The organism is Enterobacter sp. UPMP2052, assembly GCF_053709675.1.
This window is the reverse complement of sequence record NZ_JBSKJR010000001.1, coordinates 1,637,177-1,653,092: the sequence shown is the minus strand read 5'-3', so window position 1 is coordinate 1,653,092 and position 15,916 is coordinate 1,637,177. Positions and strand designations below refer to the sequence as shown.

Annotated in this window: 11 protein-coding genes and 1 tRNA gene; 7 read left to right on the top strand and 5 right to left on the bottom strand. The window is 57.7% G+C overall.

The features are described from left to right. Nucleotides 1-67: 67 nt before the first annotated feature. Nucleotides 68-4,030: a trifunctional transcriptional regulator/proline dehydrogenase/L-glutamate gamma-semialdehyde dehydrogenase gene (gene putA / locus ACWKX3_RS07750; RefSeq protein ID WP_400443330.1), complete on the bottom strand. Its 3,963-nt coding sequence runs from the start codon at nucleotides 4,028-4,030 to the stop codon at nucleotides 68-70. 423 nt (nucleotides 4,031-4,453) lie between these two features. Here putA and putP point away from each other — a divergent pair, with 423 nt between their 5' ends. Both putP and ACWKX3_RS07740 read left to right on the top strand, forming a co-directional pair. Further along, nucleotides 4,454-5,962, top strand: a complete 1,509-nt coding sequence (putP, locus tag ACWKX3_RS07745) for a sodium/proline symporter PutP (RefSeq protein WP_454541549.1) — start codon at nucleotides 4,454-4,456, stop codon at nucleotides 5,960-5,962. Between the two features lie 116 nt (nucleotides 5,963-6,078). Beyond that, nucleotides 6,079-6,498, top strand: coding sequence for a DUF3574 domain-containing protein (locus ACWKX3_RS07740; RefSeq protein WP_454541548.1), 420 nt, complete (start codon nucleotides 6,079-6,081; stop codon nucleotides 6,496-6,498). An 87-nt stretch (nucleotides 6,499-6,585) separates the two neighbouring features. Here ACWKX3_RS07740 and ACWKX3_RS07735 read toward each other — a convergent pair whose 3' ends face one another. Continuing rightward, nucleotides 6,586-7,770: a NupC/NupG family nucleoside CNT transporter gene (locus tag ACWKX3_RS07735; protein WP_454541692.1), complete on the bottom strand. Its 1,185-nt coding sequence runs from the start codon at nucleotides 7,768-7,770 to the stop codon at nucleotides 6,586-6,588. A 251-nt stretch (nucleotides 7,771-8,021) separates the two neighbouring features. Between ACWKX3_RS07735 and efeU the strand changes: the two genes are divergently transcribed. From efeU to phoH, 4 genes are all read left to right on the top strand, one after another. Continuing rightward, nucleotides 8,022-8,855, top strand: coding sequence for an iron uptake transporter permease EfeU (gene efeU, locus ACWKX3_RS07730; RefSeq protein WP_088207526.1), 834 nt, complete (start codon nucleotides 8,022-8,024; stop codon nucleotides 8,853-8,855). Nucleotides 8,856-8,898: 43 nt separating this feature from the next. Further along, nucleotides 8,899-10,026, top strand: a complete 1,128-nt coding sequence (gene efeO, locus ACWKX3_RS07725; protein WP_454541547.1) for an iron uptake system protein EfeO — start codon at nucleotides 8,899-8,901, stop codon at nucleotides 10,024-10,026. Nucleotides 10,027-10,031: 5 nt separating this feature from the next. Continuing rightward, nucleotides 10,032-11,315, top strand: a complete 1,284-nt coding sequence (gene efeB / locus ACWKX3_RS07720; protein ID WP_102891114.1) for an iron uptake transporter deferrochelatase/peroxidase subunit — start codon at nucleotides 10,032-10,034, stop codon at nucleotides 11,313-11,315. 499 nt (nucleotides 11,316-11,814) lie between these two features. Further along, nucleotides 11,815-12,603, top strand: a complete 789-nt coding sequence (gene phoH, locus ACWKX3_RS07715) for a phosphate starvation-inducible protein PhoH (RefSeq protein WP_006174616.1) — start codon at nucleotides 11,815-11,817, stop codon at nucleotides 12,601-12,603. A 408-nt stretch (nucleotides 12,604-13,011) separates the two neighbouring features. On the opposite strand, the gene ACWKX3_RS07710 is transcribed toward phoH, so the two are convergent. From ACWKX3_RS07710 to ACWKX3_RS07700, 3 genes are all read right to left on the bottom strand, one after another. Next, nucleotides 13,012-13,099 (bottom strand) — tRNA-Ser (locus ACWKX3_RS07710). A gap of 137 nt (nucleotides 13,100-13,236) precedes the next feature. After that, entirely contained in the window at nucleotides 13,237-13,914 is a 678-nt protein-coding gene (locus ACWKX3_RS07705) for an isochorismatase family protein (RefSeq protein WP_006174618.1), read from the bottom strand. Between the two features lie 11 nt (nucleotides 13,915-13,925). After that, complete coding sequence (locus ACWKX3_RS07700; RefSeq protein WP_454541546.1) at nucleotides 13,926-14,795, bottom strand: pirin family protein; 870 nt, start codon at nucleotides 14,793-14,795, stop codon at nucleotides 13,926-13,928. 110 nt (nucleotides 14,796-14,905) lie between these two features. Between ACWKX3_RS07700 and ACWKX3_RS07695 the strand changes: the two genes are divergently transcribed. Beyond that, the gene (locus tag ACWKX3_RS07695) at nucleotides 14,906-15,811 is read left to right on the top strand and encodes a LysR family transcriptional regulator (RefSeq protein WP_202561965.1); all 906 of its coding nucleotides are present in this window, start codon (nucleotides 14,906-14,908) and stop codon (nucleotides 15,809-15,811) included. Nucleotides 15,812-15,916 lie beyond the last annotated feature (105 nt).

Sequence of the window (15,916 nt, the reverse complement as noted above, 5' to 3'; positions counted from 1 at the left end):
GCTTATCCGGCCTACGGTAACGTATGTAGCCCCGGTAAGCGTAGCGCCACCGGGGGATTTTACACAATTAGCCGATAGTCATCAGGCTGGCGTTGCCCCCTGCGGCGGCGGTATTCACGCTGAGCGAGCGTTCAACGTACAGACGCTCCAGCAGCAGATTTGTTTCACCGCGGGCAAAGCCCTGCACCGACACGATGGCCCCGCTGCGGGCCGCCACCTGCTCGCACAGTTCGCGCAGCTGATCCGAGTCGCCGTGGTAGATCACCGCGTCAAACGGCTGGGTGAGAAGCGCATCCGGTTTCGCAAAGTGAATGCGGGCGGCCACCTCTTTCGGCAGTTGCTTGGCGAGATCGCGGTGCAGTGCGTCTTCCGGCCACAGCACCTCACAACCCGTGGCGGCAGCGGCGGCCAGCTGAACCAGCGCGTCCTGCTCGTTATCGGCCATGCACAGTACGCGCTCGCGCGGCATCAGCGTCCAGGTGTTGCGCTCGCCGGTCGGCCCCGGCAGCAGACGCTGGGTACCAGCCTGCGCCAGCTCGCCGTACTGCTGCGCCAGGGTGCGCAGTTCCGGACGCTTGTCGGCCCATTTGATGAGCGCGTCCAGCGGCTGCGTGAGCGCGGCCTTGAGCTGCGCATCTACCGGGTAGGCGGCATCCTGGCGCGCCAGGGTAACGCTCAGCGCATTTTCCGGACGGTTTGCCAGCAGACGGTACAGGTACATCGGTCCACCCGCTTTCGGACCGGTGCCGGACAGGCCTTCGCCGCCGAACGGTTGCACGCCCACCACGGCACCCACCATGTTGCGGTTGACGTACAGGTTGCCGACTTTCGCGCTGCCGGTAACCTGAGCGATGGTTTCATCGATGCGGGTATGCACGCCAAGCGTCAGGCCATAGCCGGAGGCGTTAATCTGCCCGATAAGCTCGTTCAGGTTGTTTCGGTTGTAACGCACGACGTGCAGCACTGGCCCGAAGACCTCTTTTTTCAGCTCGTCGAAGCTTGCCAGCTCAATCAGCGTTGGCGGGATAAAGGTGCCGGTCTGCCATTCGCGGGCGTCTTCGCTGTTCTCACGCACCGCCTGGAACACCGGGCGGCCTTTGGCACGCATCGTCTGAATGTGGTTCTCGATATTCTCTTTCGCCTCGGCGTCAATCACCGGCCCAATGTCGGTGGTGAGGCGTCCCGGGTTGCCCATGCGGCATTCGGCCATCGCGCCGCGCAGCATTTTCAGCGTATGGTCGGCAATGTCATCCTGCAGGCACAGCACGCGCAGGGCCGAGCAGCGCTGACCTGCGCTGTCAAACGCCGAGGCCAGAACGTCAACCACCACCTGCTCGGTGAGCGCGGAGGAGTCGACGATCATGGCGTTCATCCCGCCGGTTTCCGCCACCAGCGGCGTTGGGCGTCCTTGCGCATCCAGACGCGTGGCGATGTTGCGTTGCAGCAGCGTCGCCACCTCGGTGGAGCCGGTAAACATCACGCCGCGCACGCGGTTGTCTGAGGTCAGTTTTGCCCCAACCGTTTCACCGCGGCCCGGCACCAGCTGGACCACGCCCGCAGGCACGCCCGCTTCGCGCAGGATAGCGATACCCTGGGCGGCAATCAGCGGTGTTTGCTCGGCCGGTTTCGCCAGCACGCTGTTGCCTGCGGCGAGAGCGGCTGCAATCTGGCCGGTAAAGATCGCCAGTGGGAAGTTCCACGGGCTGATACAGACAATCGGGCCAAGCGGACGGTGCGTTTCATTATCGAAATCATCGCGTACCTGCCCGGCATAGTAATGCAGGAAGTCAACCGCCTCGCGCACTTCGGCGATGGCGTTGCTGAAGGTTTTACCCGCTTCGCGCACCAGAATGCCGATGAGCTGCTGCATCTGATCTTCCATCAGCACCGCCGCGCGTTCCAGAATGGCGGCACGCTCCTGCGGCGGCGTCGCGAACCAGATTGGCGCGTTGTTCACCGCGCTCTCCAGCGCCTGCTCCACTTCCGCTTCCGTGGCTTCACGCGCGTAGCCGACGATATCTTTTGGCTCCGCCGGGTTGATCACCGGCTGCATTTCACCGTCGTCGACGGCGTGCTCAAGAATCGGTTTTGCCTGCCATTTCTGCAACGCGCTGTTGAGCAGGGCAGAGGAGAGGGATGCCAGACGGTGTTCGTTGGCCAGATCCAGGCCCGCGGAGTTAACACGGCCTGCGCCGTACAGTTCGCGCGGGAGGGCAATTTTCGGATGCGGCAGACCAACCTGACCTTCCTGCGCCGCCATTTTTTCAACGGCCAGCACCGGATCGGCCACCAGTTCATCCAGCGGCAGCGTAGTGTCGGCGATGCGGTTGACGAAGGAGGTGTTCGCGCCGTTTTCCAGCAGACGACGCACCAGGTAGGCCAGCAGAGTTTCGTGCGTCCCGACCGGGGCATAAATACGGCACGGGCGGTTCAGCTTGCCGTCGGCCACTTTGCCGGTCACCTGCTCGTACAGCGGTTCGCCCATGCCGTGCAGGCACTGGAACTCGTACTGTCCCGGATAGTAGTTCTGCCCGGCCAGGCTGTAGATTGCCGCCAGCGTGTGGGCGTTGTGGGTGGCGAACTGCGGGTAGATCAGGTTCGGCACGCCGAGCAGTTTTTTCGCACAGGCGAGGTAAGAGACGTCGGTGTAAACCTTGCGGGTGTAGACCGGATAGCCTTCCAGGCCTTCCATCTGCGCGCGTTTGATTTCGCTGTCCCAGTAGGCGCCTTTCACCAGACGGATCATCAGGCGGCGACGGCTGCGGGAGGCGAGATCAATCAGATAGTCAATGACGAACGGGCAGCGTTTCTGGTAGGCCTGGATCACAAAGCCAATCCCGTTCCAGCCCGCCAGCTCCGGTTCAAAGCACAGTTTTTCCAGCAGATCGAGGGAGATCTCCAGACGGTCGGCCTCTTCGGCGTCGATGTTAATCCCGATGTCGTACTGACGCGCCAGCAGGGTCAGGGATTTCAGGCGCGGATACAGCTCTTCCATCACCCGGTCATACTGTGCGCGGCTGTAGCGCGGGTGCAGGGCAGAAAGCTTGATGGAGATGCCCGGCCCTTCATAAATGCCGCGCCCGTTGGAGGCTTTACCGATGGCGTGGATCGCCTGCTGGTAAGAGACCATGTACGCCTGTGCGTCGGCGGCGGTCAGCGCCGCTTCGCCCAGCATGTCGTACGAGTAGCGGAAGCCTTTGTCCTCGAGCTTGCGGGCATTTGCCAGCGCTTCGGCAATGGTTTCCCCGGTGACGAACTGCTCGCCCATCAGGCGCATCGCCATGTCCACGCCTTTACGGATCAGCGGCTCGCCGCTCTTGCCAATGATGCGGTTCAGCGAGCGGGAGAGATTCGCTTCGTTATGGGTTGATACCAGTCTGCCGGTAAACAGCAGCCCCCAGGTGGCGGCGTTGACGAACAGCGACGGGCTGCGGCCAATGTGTGACTGCCAGTTGCCGTTGCTGATTTTGTCGCGGATCAGCGCATCGCGGGTGGCTTTGTCCGGAATACGCAGCAGCGCTTCCGCCAGGCACATCAGCGCCACGCCTTCCTGAGAGGAGAGGGAAAATTCCTGCAACAGGCCTTGCACCATCCCGGCGCGGCCGGTGGCATTTTTTTGGTTACGCAGCTTGTCGGCCAGCTGATACGCCAGGCTGTGTGCCTGAGCGGCGATATCCTGCGGCAGGCGGGCCTGCTCCAGCAGCATCGGCACGGCGTCGGTTTCGGCCCGACGGTAAGCGCCGGTAATGGCTGCGCGGCTGACGGACTGCGGCAGGATCTGCTCGGCGAACTCCAGGAACGGCTGATGGGTCTCTTCGACAACAGCGGCGGTTTCTTCGCTTTCGTTCGCTGCGCCGGCGAGCAGGGCAGGCAGCTCGGGCAGCCCTTCGTCGCTCTCCAGCCTTTCGAGATAATTATAGATCGCCTGCTTGATTAGCCAGTGCGGCGTGCGGTCAATGCGGGTCGCCGCGGTTTTAATCCGTTCGCGGGTAGCGTCATCCAGCTTAACCCCCATGGTGGTCATCCCCATGCCAAAACTCCTGTTGTTCTGTAAGCGTGTTCAATCGTTAGCGTGAAATATCCACCATGTTGCAACTTTGTGCAACCGTGTTAAATGTGACCTGTGCTGCAAGCTGGCAAATGGCTTAATTGTTAATGGCTGGTTAGCTAAAAAATGACGAAGGCGAGGTCGACCGTGGCGCGGTTTCATGCGGAACTTAACAGTTTTGAAAGGTGCAACCCGTAAAAGCGTGAGCGAGTGCAACCTATAGGAAAGACGTATCAAACCTGGGATGTATTTGATGTAAATGCCGTGTTAAATCGTTTGTGTGCGAGCACTGCTTCCGGCAGGATACGCGCGGCCAACAGAAATACAGACACTCATTACCCCGTTCCGGTAATGACATAACAAGGCAACCCGGACGGTTGTCGCTCGACAATTTGGAGAATTTGAATGGCAATTAGCACACCGATGCTGGTGACATTTCTCGTTTATATCCTCGGCATGATCCTGATAGGGTTTTTGGCATGGCGTTCAACGAAAAACTTTGACGACTATATTCTGGGCGGTCGCAGCTTAGGCCCGATGGTGACCGCGCTCTCTGCGGGTGCCTCCGATATGAGCGGCTGGCTGCTGATGGGGCTGCCGGGCGCGATTTTCATTTCCGGGATTTCAGAAAGCTGGATCGCCATCGGCCTGACCGTCGGCGCATGGATCAACTGGAAGCTGGTGGCGGGCCGCCTGCGCGTCCACACCGAAGCCAACAATAACGCCCTGACGCTGCCGGACTACTTCACCGGCCGCTTCGAAGACAACAGCCGCATCCTGCGTATTATCTCTGCGGTGGTGATCTTGCTGTTCTTCACCATCTACTGCGCCTCCGGCATCGTAGCCGGTGCCCGTCTGTTCGAAAGCACCTTCGGCATGAGCTATGAAACCGCGCTGTGGGCCGGTGCCGCCGCAACCATCATCTATACCTTCGTGGGCGGGTTCCTGGCGGTAAGCTGGACGGATACCGTGCAGGCCAGCCTGATGATCTTCGCCCTGATCCTGACGCCGGTGATTGTGATTTTCACCGTCGGCGGTTTTGGCGAATCGCTGGAAGTGATCAAGCAGAAGAGCATCGAAAACGTCGATATGCTGAAGGGGCTTAACTTCGTGGCCATTGTCTCCCTGATGGGCTGGGGTCTGGGCTACTTTGGTCAGCCGCATATCCTGGCGCGCTTTATGGCGGCGGATTCTCACCACACCATTGTCCATGCACGTCGCATCAGTATGACGTGGATGATCCTCTGTCTGGCTGGTGCATGTGCGGTCGGCTTCTTCGGGATTGCGTACTTCAACAACAATCCGGCGCAGGCAGGGGCGGTGAACCAGAACGCCGAGCGCGTGTTTATTGAGCTGGCGCAGATCCTCTTTAACCCATGGATTGCCGGTATCCTGCTGTCTGCGATTCTGGCGGCGGTGATGTCGACCCTGAGCTGCCAGCTGCTGGTCTGCTCCAGCGCAATCACCGAAGACCTCTACAAGGCGTTCCTGCGCAAAGGGGCGAGCCAGAAAGAGCTGGTTTGGGTGGGACGTATCATGGTGCTGGTGGTGGCGCTGGTCTCCATCGCGCTGGCGGCTAACCCGGAAAACCGCGTGCTGGGGCTGGTGAGCTACGCGTGGGCAGGCTTCGGCGCGGCCTTTGGTCCGGTGGTGCTCTTCTCGGTACTGTGGTCGCGCATGACCCGTAACGGCGCGCTGGCGGGGATGATTATCGGTGCGGTCACCGTCATCGTCTGGAAACAGTTCGCGTGGCTGGGCCTGTACGAAATCATTCCGGGCTTCATCTTCGGCAGCATCGGCATTGTGGTGTTCAGCCTGCTTGGCAAGGCACCGTCTGCTGCGATGCAAAAACGCTTCGCTGAAGCGGACGCGCATTACCACTCTGCACCACCGTCTAAGCTGCAGGCAGAATAATTTTTCCACGTCACACCGTAGGCCGGGTAAGCGCTAGCGCCACCCGGCTTTTTTCTTGCCAAAATCCGTCATTTACGGTGATATCGCTGCACTTATAACGATGAGGATAGCGAACAATGACAATTAAAACAGGGTTGATAGTGGCGGCATTACTGATGCTGGCAGGCTGTAACGCGCCCGCGCAACGCACAGCCGTGGAGACCTGCAAAGCAGATAACCAGATGCAGCAGACCACGCTCTATTTCGGTTTAAACCGTCCTGCTGGCGCGCAGATCACCGGCAACGAGTGGCAGCAGTTTGTCGATCAGGACGTGACGCCGCGTTTTCGCGACGGCTTAACGGTGTTTGACGCGCGCGGTCAGTGGCTGGGTAACGATGGAAAAGTGGCGCGGGAGCCAAGCAAAGCGCTGATGCTAATCCATGCTCACGATGCGCAGAGCGAAAAGAATATCGAAGCGTTGCGCGGGATCTATAAATCTCGCTTCGCGCAGGAGTCGGTGATGCGGGTCGATCAGCCGGTGTGCGTGCAGTTTTAATAAAACCAGGCCTGGTGGCGGCTACGCCTTACCGGGCCTACAAATCCCGTAGACCCGTGCAAGCGAAGCGCCACCCGGCAAAGCATCTTACAATACCAGCCCCGCAAAACTCGCCGACAGCAGGCTCACCAGCGTTGCGCCATACACCAGACGCAGACCGAAGCGCGAGACCACGTTGCCCTGACGCTCGTTAAGGCCTTTAATCGCTCCGGCGACAATGCCGATAGACGCAAAGTTAGCGAACGACACCAGGAAGACGGATAAAATGCCCAGCCCGCGCGGTGACATCTGATGGGCAATTTTTTGCAGCTCAATCATCGCCACAAACTCGTTCGCCACCAGTTTGGTTGCCATAATGCTGCCGGCGTGCAAGGCATCGTGGAGCGGGATCCCAATAAGCCACGCCAGTGGATAGAAGACGTAGCCCAGGATCTGCTGGAAGCTCATACCAAATACGCTGGAGAAGAGGGCGTTGACCGCACTAATCAGCGCAATAAAGCCAATCAGCATCGCCAGAATAATCATCGCTACTTTAAACCCGGCCAGAATATATTCGCCGAGCATTTCAAAGAAGCTTTGCGATTCATGCAGTTTTTCCAGCTTAATCTCTGATTCCGCTTCCGGGCGCGCCGGGTTAATAATCGAGAGAATAATAAAGGTGCTGAACATGTTGAGAATAAGCGCCGCAACGACAAATTTGGCGTCGAGCATGGTCATATAGGCCCCGACAATCGACAGGGAAACGGTCGACATGGCGGTGGCAGCCATCGTAAACAGACGGCGCGAGGAGAGATCGCCCAGGACGCCTTTGTAAGCAATGAAGTTTTCCGACTGGCCGAGGATCAGCGAGCTTACCGCGTTAAACGATTCCAGCTTGCCCATGCCGTTCAGCTTTGACAGCAGCGTGCCGATCACGCGAATAAAAATCGGCAGAATACGCCAGTGCTGGAGAATACCAATCAGCGCCGAAATAAATATAATCGGGCACAGTACGCCGAGGAAAATAAACGCCAGCCCTTTTTCACCCATCCCCCCGAAGACAAAATTCGTCCCTTCGGCCGCGAATTTCAGCAGGGATTCAAAGAATCCCGAGACATAACGAATAATAAACAGGCCGCTTTGCGCGTGCAGGAAAAAAAAGGCCAGCGCAATTTCAATAACGATCAACTGTAAGACAAAGCGAATACGAATTTGGCGGCGATCGAAACTCACCAGCCAGGCAAGGGCGAGGATTATGACCAGCGCCAGCAGGAAATGGACAATGTTATACATAGTGTGGTTACGGTTGGTTTTTGAGGCGGACATTTAGCCACAGTGCCGATTAACCGTAAATGGGCATTTTCGTTATAACTTATAAACTTAATCATAACTACGCTAACTATTACCCGGCGATCCGTTTACATCTCGTCATCAAAACGCCCCATATTTCGCTTGTTTTTCTTTCCGCCGTAATGATAATCACTATCAAAAGAATTTACCTTTCTTTGCATCAGTTGACCGCGATAAACATTTAAGGTGTCGGCATGTTTGTTCCATTTCTCATTATGTTACGTGAAGGCCTTGAAGCGGCCCTGATTGTCAGCCTTATCGCCAGTTATCTGAAGCGAACCCAGCGCGGGCGCTGGATTGGCGTGATGTGGGTGGGCGTTTTTCTGGCGGCCGCACTCTGTCTGGGGTTGGGCATCCTTATCAACGAAACCACCGGCGAATTCCCGCAGCGGGAACAGGAGCTGTTTGAAGGGCTGGTCGCAGTGATTGCGGTGGTGATCCTCACCTGGATGGTGTTCTGGATGCGCAAAGTGTCGCGCAACGTGAAGGTGCAGCTGGAGCAGGCGGTGGACAACGCGCTGCAAAAAGGCAATCACCACGGCTGGGCGCTGATCGCGATGGTCTTTTTCGCCGTCGCGCGTGAGGGTCTGGAATCGGTGTTCTTCCTGCTGGCGGCATTCCAGCAGGATGTCGGCATCTGGCCGCCGCTGGGTGCCATGCTCGGGCTGGCAACCGCCGTCGTGCTCGGCTTTCTGCTCTACTGGGGCGGCATCCGCCTTAACCTGGGCGCGTTTTTCAAATGGACCAGCCTGTTTATTCTGCTGGTCGCGGCCGGGCTGGCGGCGGGGGCGATCCGCGCCTTCCATGAAGCCGGGCTGTGGAATCACTTCCAGGACGTGGCGTTTAACCTCAGCGGCATTCTCTCCACCCATTCTCTGACCGGAACGTTACTGGAAGGCATTTTTGGCTACCAGGAAACGCCGAGCATCAGCGAAGTGGCGGTGTACTTCCTCTACCTTATTCCGGCGCTGGTGCTGTTCTTTATGCCTTCGCGCCCCAGCACTCAGCCGTCGCAAATCGCGCCGTGAAGTGCACAATTTAGTTACAACATACTTTTAAACGGGAAAGGTCATGGCAATTCAATTTCGTCGTAGTGCGTTACAGGTTGGTATGGCGGCGCTCTTTGCGTCTGCATTATCCGCGCAGGCCGCTGATATTCCGCAGGTGAAAGTCACCGTGAATGATAAGCAGTGTGAACCGATGACCATCACGGTTAACAGCGGTAAAACCCAGTTTATTATTCAAAACCACAGTCAGAAGGCGCTGGAGTGGGAGATCCTCAAAGGCGTGATGGTGGTGGAAGAGCGCGAAAATATCGCGCCGGGCTTCACCCAGAAGATGACCGCTAACCTGCAACCGGGTGAATATGACATGACCTGCGGTCTGTTGACGAACCCGAAAGGGAAACTGATCGTTAAGGGCGAAGCCACTGCTGACGCGGCCAAAGGGGATGCCCTGCTGAGTCTGGGTGAGGCCATCACCGCGTATAAAGCGTATGTCACGAAAGAGACCGCGGATCTGGTTGCCGGGACAAAAGCCTTTACCGACGCGGTGAAAGCAGGGGATATCGAAAAAGCGAAATCCCTGTATGCCCCAACCCGCCAGCACTATGAGCGTATCGAACCGATTGCCGAGCTGTTCTCCGACCTCGACGGCAGTATTGATGCCCGCGAAGATGACTACGAGCAGAAAGCAGCCGATCCTAAATTCACCGGCTTCCACCGCCTTGAAAAAGCTCTGTTCGGCGACAACGCCACCAAAGGGATGGAGAAATACGCGGAGCAGTTGAACAGCGACGTGCTGGACCTGCAAAAACGCATCAGCGAGCTGGCGTTCCCACCGTCAAAAGTGGTGGGCGGAGCAGCAGGCCTGATTGAAGAAGTGGCGGCGAGCAAAATCAGCGGTGAAGAAGATCGCTACAGCCACACCGACCTGTGGGATTTCCAGGCGAACGTTGACGGCGCGCAGAAGATTGTTGATTTGCTGCGTCCTCAGCTGCAGAAAGAGAACGGCGAACTGCTGGCGAAAGTCGATGCTAATTTCAGGAAAGTCGACGCTATTCTGGCGAGGTACCGCACCAAAGACGGATTTGAAACCTACGACAAACTGACCGACGCTGACCGTAACGCGCTGAAAGGCCCTGTGACCACCCTGGCGGAAGATCTGGCTCAACTGCGCGGCGTGCTGGGTCTGGACTGAGTAGAATGAACAAGCAAGACGAGTATGACGTCGCACAACCGTCGCGACGTCGGTTACTGAAAGGGGTAGGGGCGCTCGGCGGCGCGCTTGCCCTGGCGGGAGGGTGTCCGGTGGCACATGCGGCAAAACCGCAGAGTGCCCCCGGCACGCTGTCACCGGATGCCCGCATGGAGACCCAGCCGTTTTACGGCGTGCACCAGTCGGGCATTTTGACCCCGCAGCAGGCCTCCATGATGCTGGTGGCTTTCGATTCGCTGGCAAGTGACAAAGCCGACCTGGAGCGTTTGTTCCGCCTGCTGACGGCACGTATCGCGTTTCTCACCGCGGGTGGACCAGCCCCGGATACGCCAAATCCGCGCCTGCCGCCGATGGACTCCGGTATTCTGGGGCCGTTTATCGCCCCCGATAATCTGACAATCACCGTATCGCTGGGTGAATCTCTGTTTGATGCGCGCTACGGGCTGACCAAACAAAAGCCCATTTCGCTGCAAAAGATGACGCGTTTTCCCAACGACTCCCTCGACGCGGCTCTCTGTCACGGCGATCTGCTGCTGCAGATCTGCGCCAATACGCAGGACACGGTGATCCACGCCCTGCGGGACATTATTAAGCACACGCCGGACCTGCTGAGCGTGCGCTGGAAGCGGGAAGGGTTTATCTCTGACCACGCTGCCCGCAGTAAAGGAAAAGAGACTCCGGTCAACCTGCTGGGCTTTAAGGACGGCACGGCCAACCCGGACAGCAGCGATGCCACGCTGATGAACGAGGTGGTCTGGGTGACCGCCAGCCAGGGGGAACCGGCATGGGCGGTGGGCGGCAGCTATCAGGCGGTGCGGATCATTCAGTTCCACGTCGAGTTCTGGGATCGCACGCCGCTTAAAGAACAGCAGACGATCTTCGGTCGCGATAAGCAAAGCGGCGCGCCGCTCGGCATGAAGAACGAGCATGACGTGCCCGACTATGCCCGCGACCCGCAAGGGGACGTGATTGCGCTGGATAGCCATATCCGGCTCGCCAATCCGCGCACGCCAGAAACACAGTCCAGCCTTATGATGCGCCGCGGCTACAGTTACTCCCTGGGCGTGACAAATGCCGGCCAGCTCGATATGGGGCTGCTGTTTGTCTGCTACCAGCACGACCTTGAGAAAGGCTTCCTGACCGTGCAGAAGCGGCTCAACGGCGAAGCGCTGGAGGAGTACATTAAACCTATCGGCGGTGGCTATTTCTTTGCTCTGCCTGGACCGCGCACGCCAGATGCCTATCTCGGTCAGGGTCTGATCGAAGCCTGATAATCGTCCCTGCGATTGTTCGCAGGGACATTATTTTTCGCGATGACTATCTTGTTGTTATTTTTCTGTAATATTTCTATATAAGACTGAATCCACTGCAGGTACAGTCTTAAAAGTTGCATTATGGTAAAATAAATGTTGCATTTATGATAATCCCTGATGTACTTAAGATAAGACAGCGGTAGTTCCCGGCAGTGAAACTGATTCACTATGGAGATCGCGAATGGTAGCGTCCTGTACTGGACAAGGTAAACGTAACACCCGCAGCACCCGGCGCGGAGGCTCTGACTCCGGCAGCGATCTCTTCACTACAGATTTATCCCCCTCAACGCAACACCCTCTTACTACCGACGTGCAAAATGGTGCGCGTAGCCGTTTTGTGTCGTCATCCGGCAAAGCAAGCAATGGCTTACAAGGAAGCCAACCCTCTGATGTTTGTGCGCATAATCGTGCCGACGCTGGCGCGTGTGATGAATACCAACAACTCAAGGTGCTATCCATGGGAAGACAAAAAGCAGTGATCAAAGCTCGTCGCGAAGCAAAACGTGTGCTGAGACGGGATTCACGTAGTCATAAACAGCGTGAAGAAGAGTCGGTCACCTCGCTTGTGCAGATGAGTGGCGTAGAAGCAATTGGCATGGCGCGGGACTGCCGTGATACTTCCCCAATTGTGGCGCGGAATGAAGCTCAGGCGCACTACCTGAATGCTATCGAGAGTAAACAGCTCATCTTTGCAACCGGTGAAGCCGGATGCGGGAAAACCTGGATTAGCGCGGCCAAAGCGGCAGAGGCGCTGATCCATAAGGACGTGGACAGAATTATTGTCACCCGTCCGGTACTGCAGGCTGATGAAGATCTCGGTTTCTTACCCGGAGATATCTCAGAGAAGTTTGCCCCCTACTTCAGGCCCGTCTATGACGTGCTGGTGAAGCGGCTGGGCGCATCCTTTATGCAGTACTGCCTGCGGCCAGAGATTGGCAAGGTGGAAATCGCGCCGTTCGCCTATATGCGCGGACGTACATTTGAAAATGCGGTCGTGATCCTTGACGAGGCTCAGAACGTGACCGCTGCGCAAATGAAGATGTTTTTAACGCGCCTCGGGGAGAACGTGACGGTCATCGTCAATGGCGATATCACCCAGTGCGACCTGCCGTCGGGCGTCAAGTCCGGCCTGAGTGACGCCATGGCTCGTTTTGAAGAAGACGAGATGATTGGGGTGGTACGCTTTACCAAAGATGACTGCGTGCGTTCGGCGCTGTGCCAGCGAACGCTTCAAGCGTACTACTGAGTGACGTGTTGTGTTCAAGGCCCGGGGAACCGGGCTTTGTTTTTTTGTGCAGTTTGTTGCGCCGGGTGGCGCTGCGCTTACCCGGCCTACGGGGCCGGTGCGGTTTTACCAAAGGTTAGGACGTTTTCCCTCTCCCCTGGGGAGAGGGTGAGGGGCCCAGACCGCACAAGGGTAGTGTGCAACATGCAAAAAAAAAGCCCGTACTTTTGTACGAGCTCTTCTTCAAATATGGCGGTGAGGGGGGATTGACTCGCTGCGCTCGCCCTTCGGGCAGCCTGTTCGCTGCGCGCCCAGTCTGTCCAACGGGCTGCCGCCCGTTGTCGAACCCCGGTCGGGAGTTCTCATCCCCCGGGGGTGTGCAACATGCAAAAAAAAGCCCGTACTTTCGTACGAGCTCTTCTTCAAATATGGCGGTGAGGGGGGGATTCGAACCCCCGATACGTTGCCGTATACACACTTTCCAGGCGTGCTCCTTCAGCCACTCGGACACCTCACCATATTGTTTTGCTGCCTGACCGCTTGGGGGGCAACGGGGCGCTACTATAGGGAGTTGCGCTAAAACGGTCAAGCAGATTTTCTGTATTCGTGCTTGTTCGGTTAAGCCTTAATCAGCTTAGGTCGCAGCACCGGGTATTAACGCTGTGAATCGAGCATTTCGCCGTTTTTCACAACCTCCTGCGCCTTGCCGTAGCTTTCGATCAACAGCTGATAGGCCGGGAAGATATGCGTATAAACCTCAGCCCACTGTGCAGCGTCTTCACGATTCCATGTCCGCTGGATCTCGGAGGCCACGGCAGCGGTATCCATTGGCACAACGCCCGCCTGAACCACACGGGCCAGGGTGATCTCCTGCGCCATTTTGCTGTAGGTGCCAGAGGCATCAATCACCGCAAACACTTTATAGCCGTCCGCCACCGCGCTGATGGACGGGAACGCCATGCAGACGCTGGTGATGGTCCCGGCAATAATCAGCGTGTTACGCCCGGTGGCTTTTACCGCCGCCACAAACTCCGGGTTATCCCAGGCGTTAATCTCACCTTTTCGGGCTACGTACTGGGCGTGCGGCGCGTTGGCGTGGATCTCCGGGATCAGCGGTCCGTTTGGCCCCTGCGGAACGGATGCAGTGGTAATCACCGGGATCTGCGCAAGCGTTGCGATTTTTGCCAGTGCTGCCGCACGGGCGCGCAGTTCCGGCATAGGCATGTCACCAACGGTCTGGAACAGCCCGCTCTGATGATCGATAAGCAGCATGACCGCATCATTCGCATCAATGACCGGGCGGGAACCGTTAAAATTTGCAGGTGTAGACATGTTCTTCTCCTTTATGACGAGAGGATCTGACCAAAACGGCCTGAGTTGAAATCACGGATAGCTTCTGCGATTTCGGTTTTACTGTTCATCACAAACGGGCCGTAACCGACGATCGGCTCGTTCAGCGGTTCGCCCGCCATCAGCAGCACTTTGGTATCGCTGTTGGCTTCCAGGTGGACGCTGTCACCTTGCTGGCTGAGCACCACCAGCTGCGCTTCACCCGCCTGGGCAGTGCCGTTCACCGTGACACTTCCTTCCAGCACCACAAGCGCTGTGCTCCAGCCTTCGGGCTGATGGAACGTGTGGTAGCTTCCCTGATTCAGCGCCATATCCCAGACGTTCAGCGGGGAGAACGTTCGGGCCGGGCCGTCAGTCTCGCCGTAGCGGCCTGCGATCACCCGCAGCGTTCCACTGTCGTCCGGCAGCGTCACCACCGGGATCGTCTCTTTGGTGATGCTTTGATAGCCGGGTGCGGCCATTTTGTCTTTCGCAGGCAGGTTAACCCACAGCTGCATCATTTTGAGTTCCCCTCCTTTTTGCGAGAACGCGCTGGAGTGAAACTCTTCGTGCAAAATGCCCGAGCCTGCCGTCATCCACTGCACATCGCCCGGTCCAATCACGCCGCCTTGTCCCGTCGAATCGCGATGCTCCACTTCGCCGGAATAGACAATGGTGACCGTTTCAAATCCACGATGAGGATGCTGACCAACGCCGCGTTTTGCCCCGTCAGCCGGGAAGGTAAAGGGACCGGCGTAGTCCAAAAGCAGGAACGGGCTGAGCGGTTCACCGTGCGTCTGATAAGAAAACATCGAGCGAACCGGAAAACCGTCGCCGACCCAGTGCTGTCGCGGTGCGGTATAAACGCCTGTGACCTGTTTCATGATGAACTCCTGATGTTCTGATGATGTAATTAGCTTATATTCAGGTCTAATATTCCGGTAGAGCGTGAAAATGACACTCACTGTTCCGTTTGTGGAACGATGGAGAGGGTATGCAGGATCTCAACGATTTAGCCTGGTTTGTGAAAGTGGTCGAGCACGGAGGATTTGCGGCAGCGGGGCGGGCGCTTGATGAGCCTAAATCGAAACTGAGCCGCCGGATAGCTCAGCTGGAGGAGCGGCTTGGCGTGCGCTTAATTCAGCGTACCACGCGGCAATTTACGGTGACGGAGGTCGGGCAGACGTTCTATCAGCACTGTAAGGCAATGCTGGTGGAAGCAGAGGCGGCAGAGGAGGCCGTGGCTGCGCTGCAGGCCGAACCGCGCGGTATCGTCAGGATCACCTGTCCGGTTACGTTGCTGCATGTCCACGTAGGGCCAATGCTGGCACGCTTTCTGGCGCGCTATCCCGGCATCAATCTGCAGCTGGAGGCAACCAATCGGCGGGTCGATCCGGTTGCCGAGGGGATTGATGTGGCGATCCGCGTGCGGCCGCGTCCGTTTGATGACAGCGATCTGGTTCTAAGGGTGCTGGCCGACAGGGGACATTGTCTGGTGGCGGGGCGGCAGCTGGTTGAACGCCTGGGCGCACCGCTTACCCCCTCGGCGCTGAACGACTGGCCGGGCTTAAGCATGGGAGCCGGTAAACAGGTACATAAATGGGATCTCTGCGGTCCGCAGGGCGCAAAAGCGGAGATCCATTTCACGCCGCGCTTTATTACCACCGACATGCTGGCGCTACGCGAAGCGGCGATGGCGGGTGTGGGCGTAGTGCAATTGCCGATTTTGATGGTAAAAGAGCAACTTGCCTCCGGTGAACTCGTTCGGGTACTGGAAGACTGGGAGCCAAGGCGAGAAGTGATCCACGCGGTTTATCCGTCCCGGCGCGGGCTGTTGCCATCCGTCAGAACGCTGGTGGATTTTCTCACCGAAGAGTATGCACGTATGGTGGAGGAGTAATAATCCCCTCTCCCCTGGGGAGAGGGCTAGGGTGAGGGGCCCAGACCGCACAAGGGTAAAGTGCGACATGCAAAAAAAAAGCCCGCATTTTCATGCGGGCTCTTC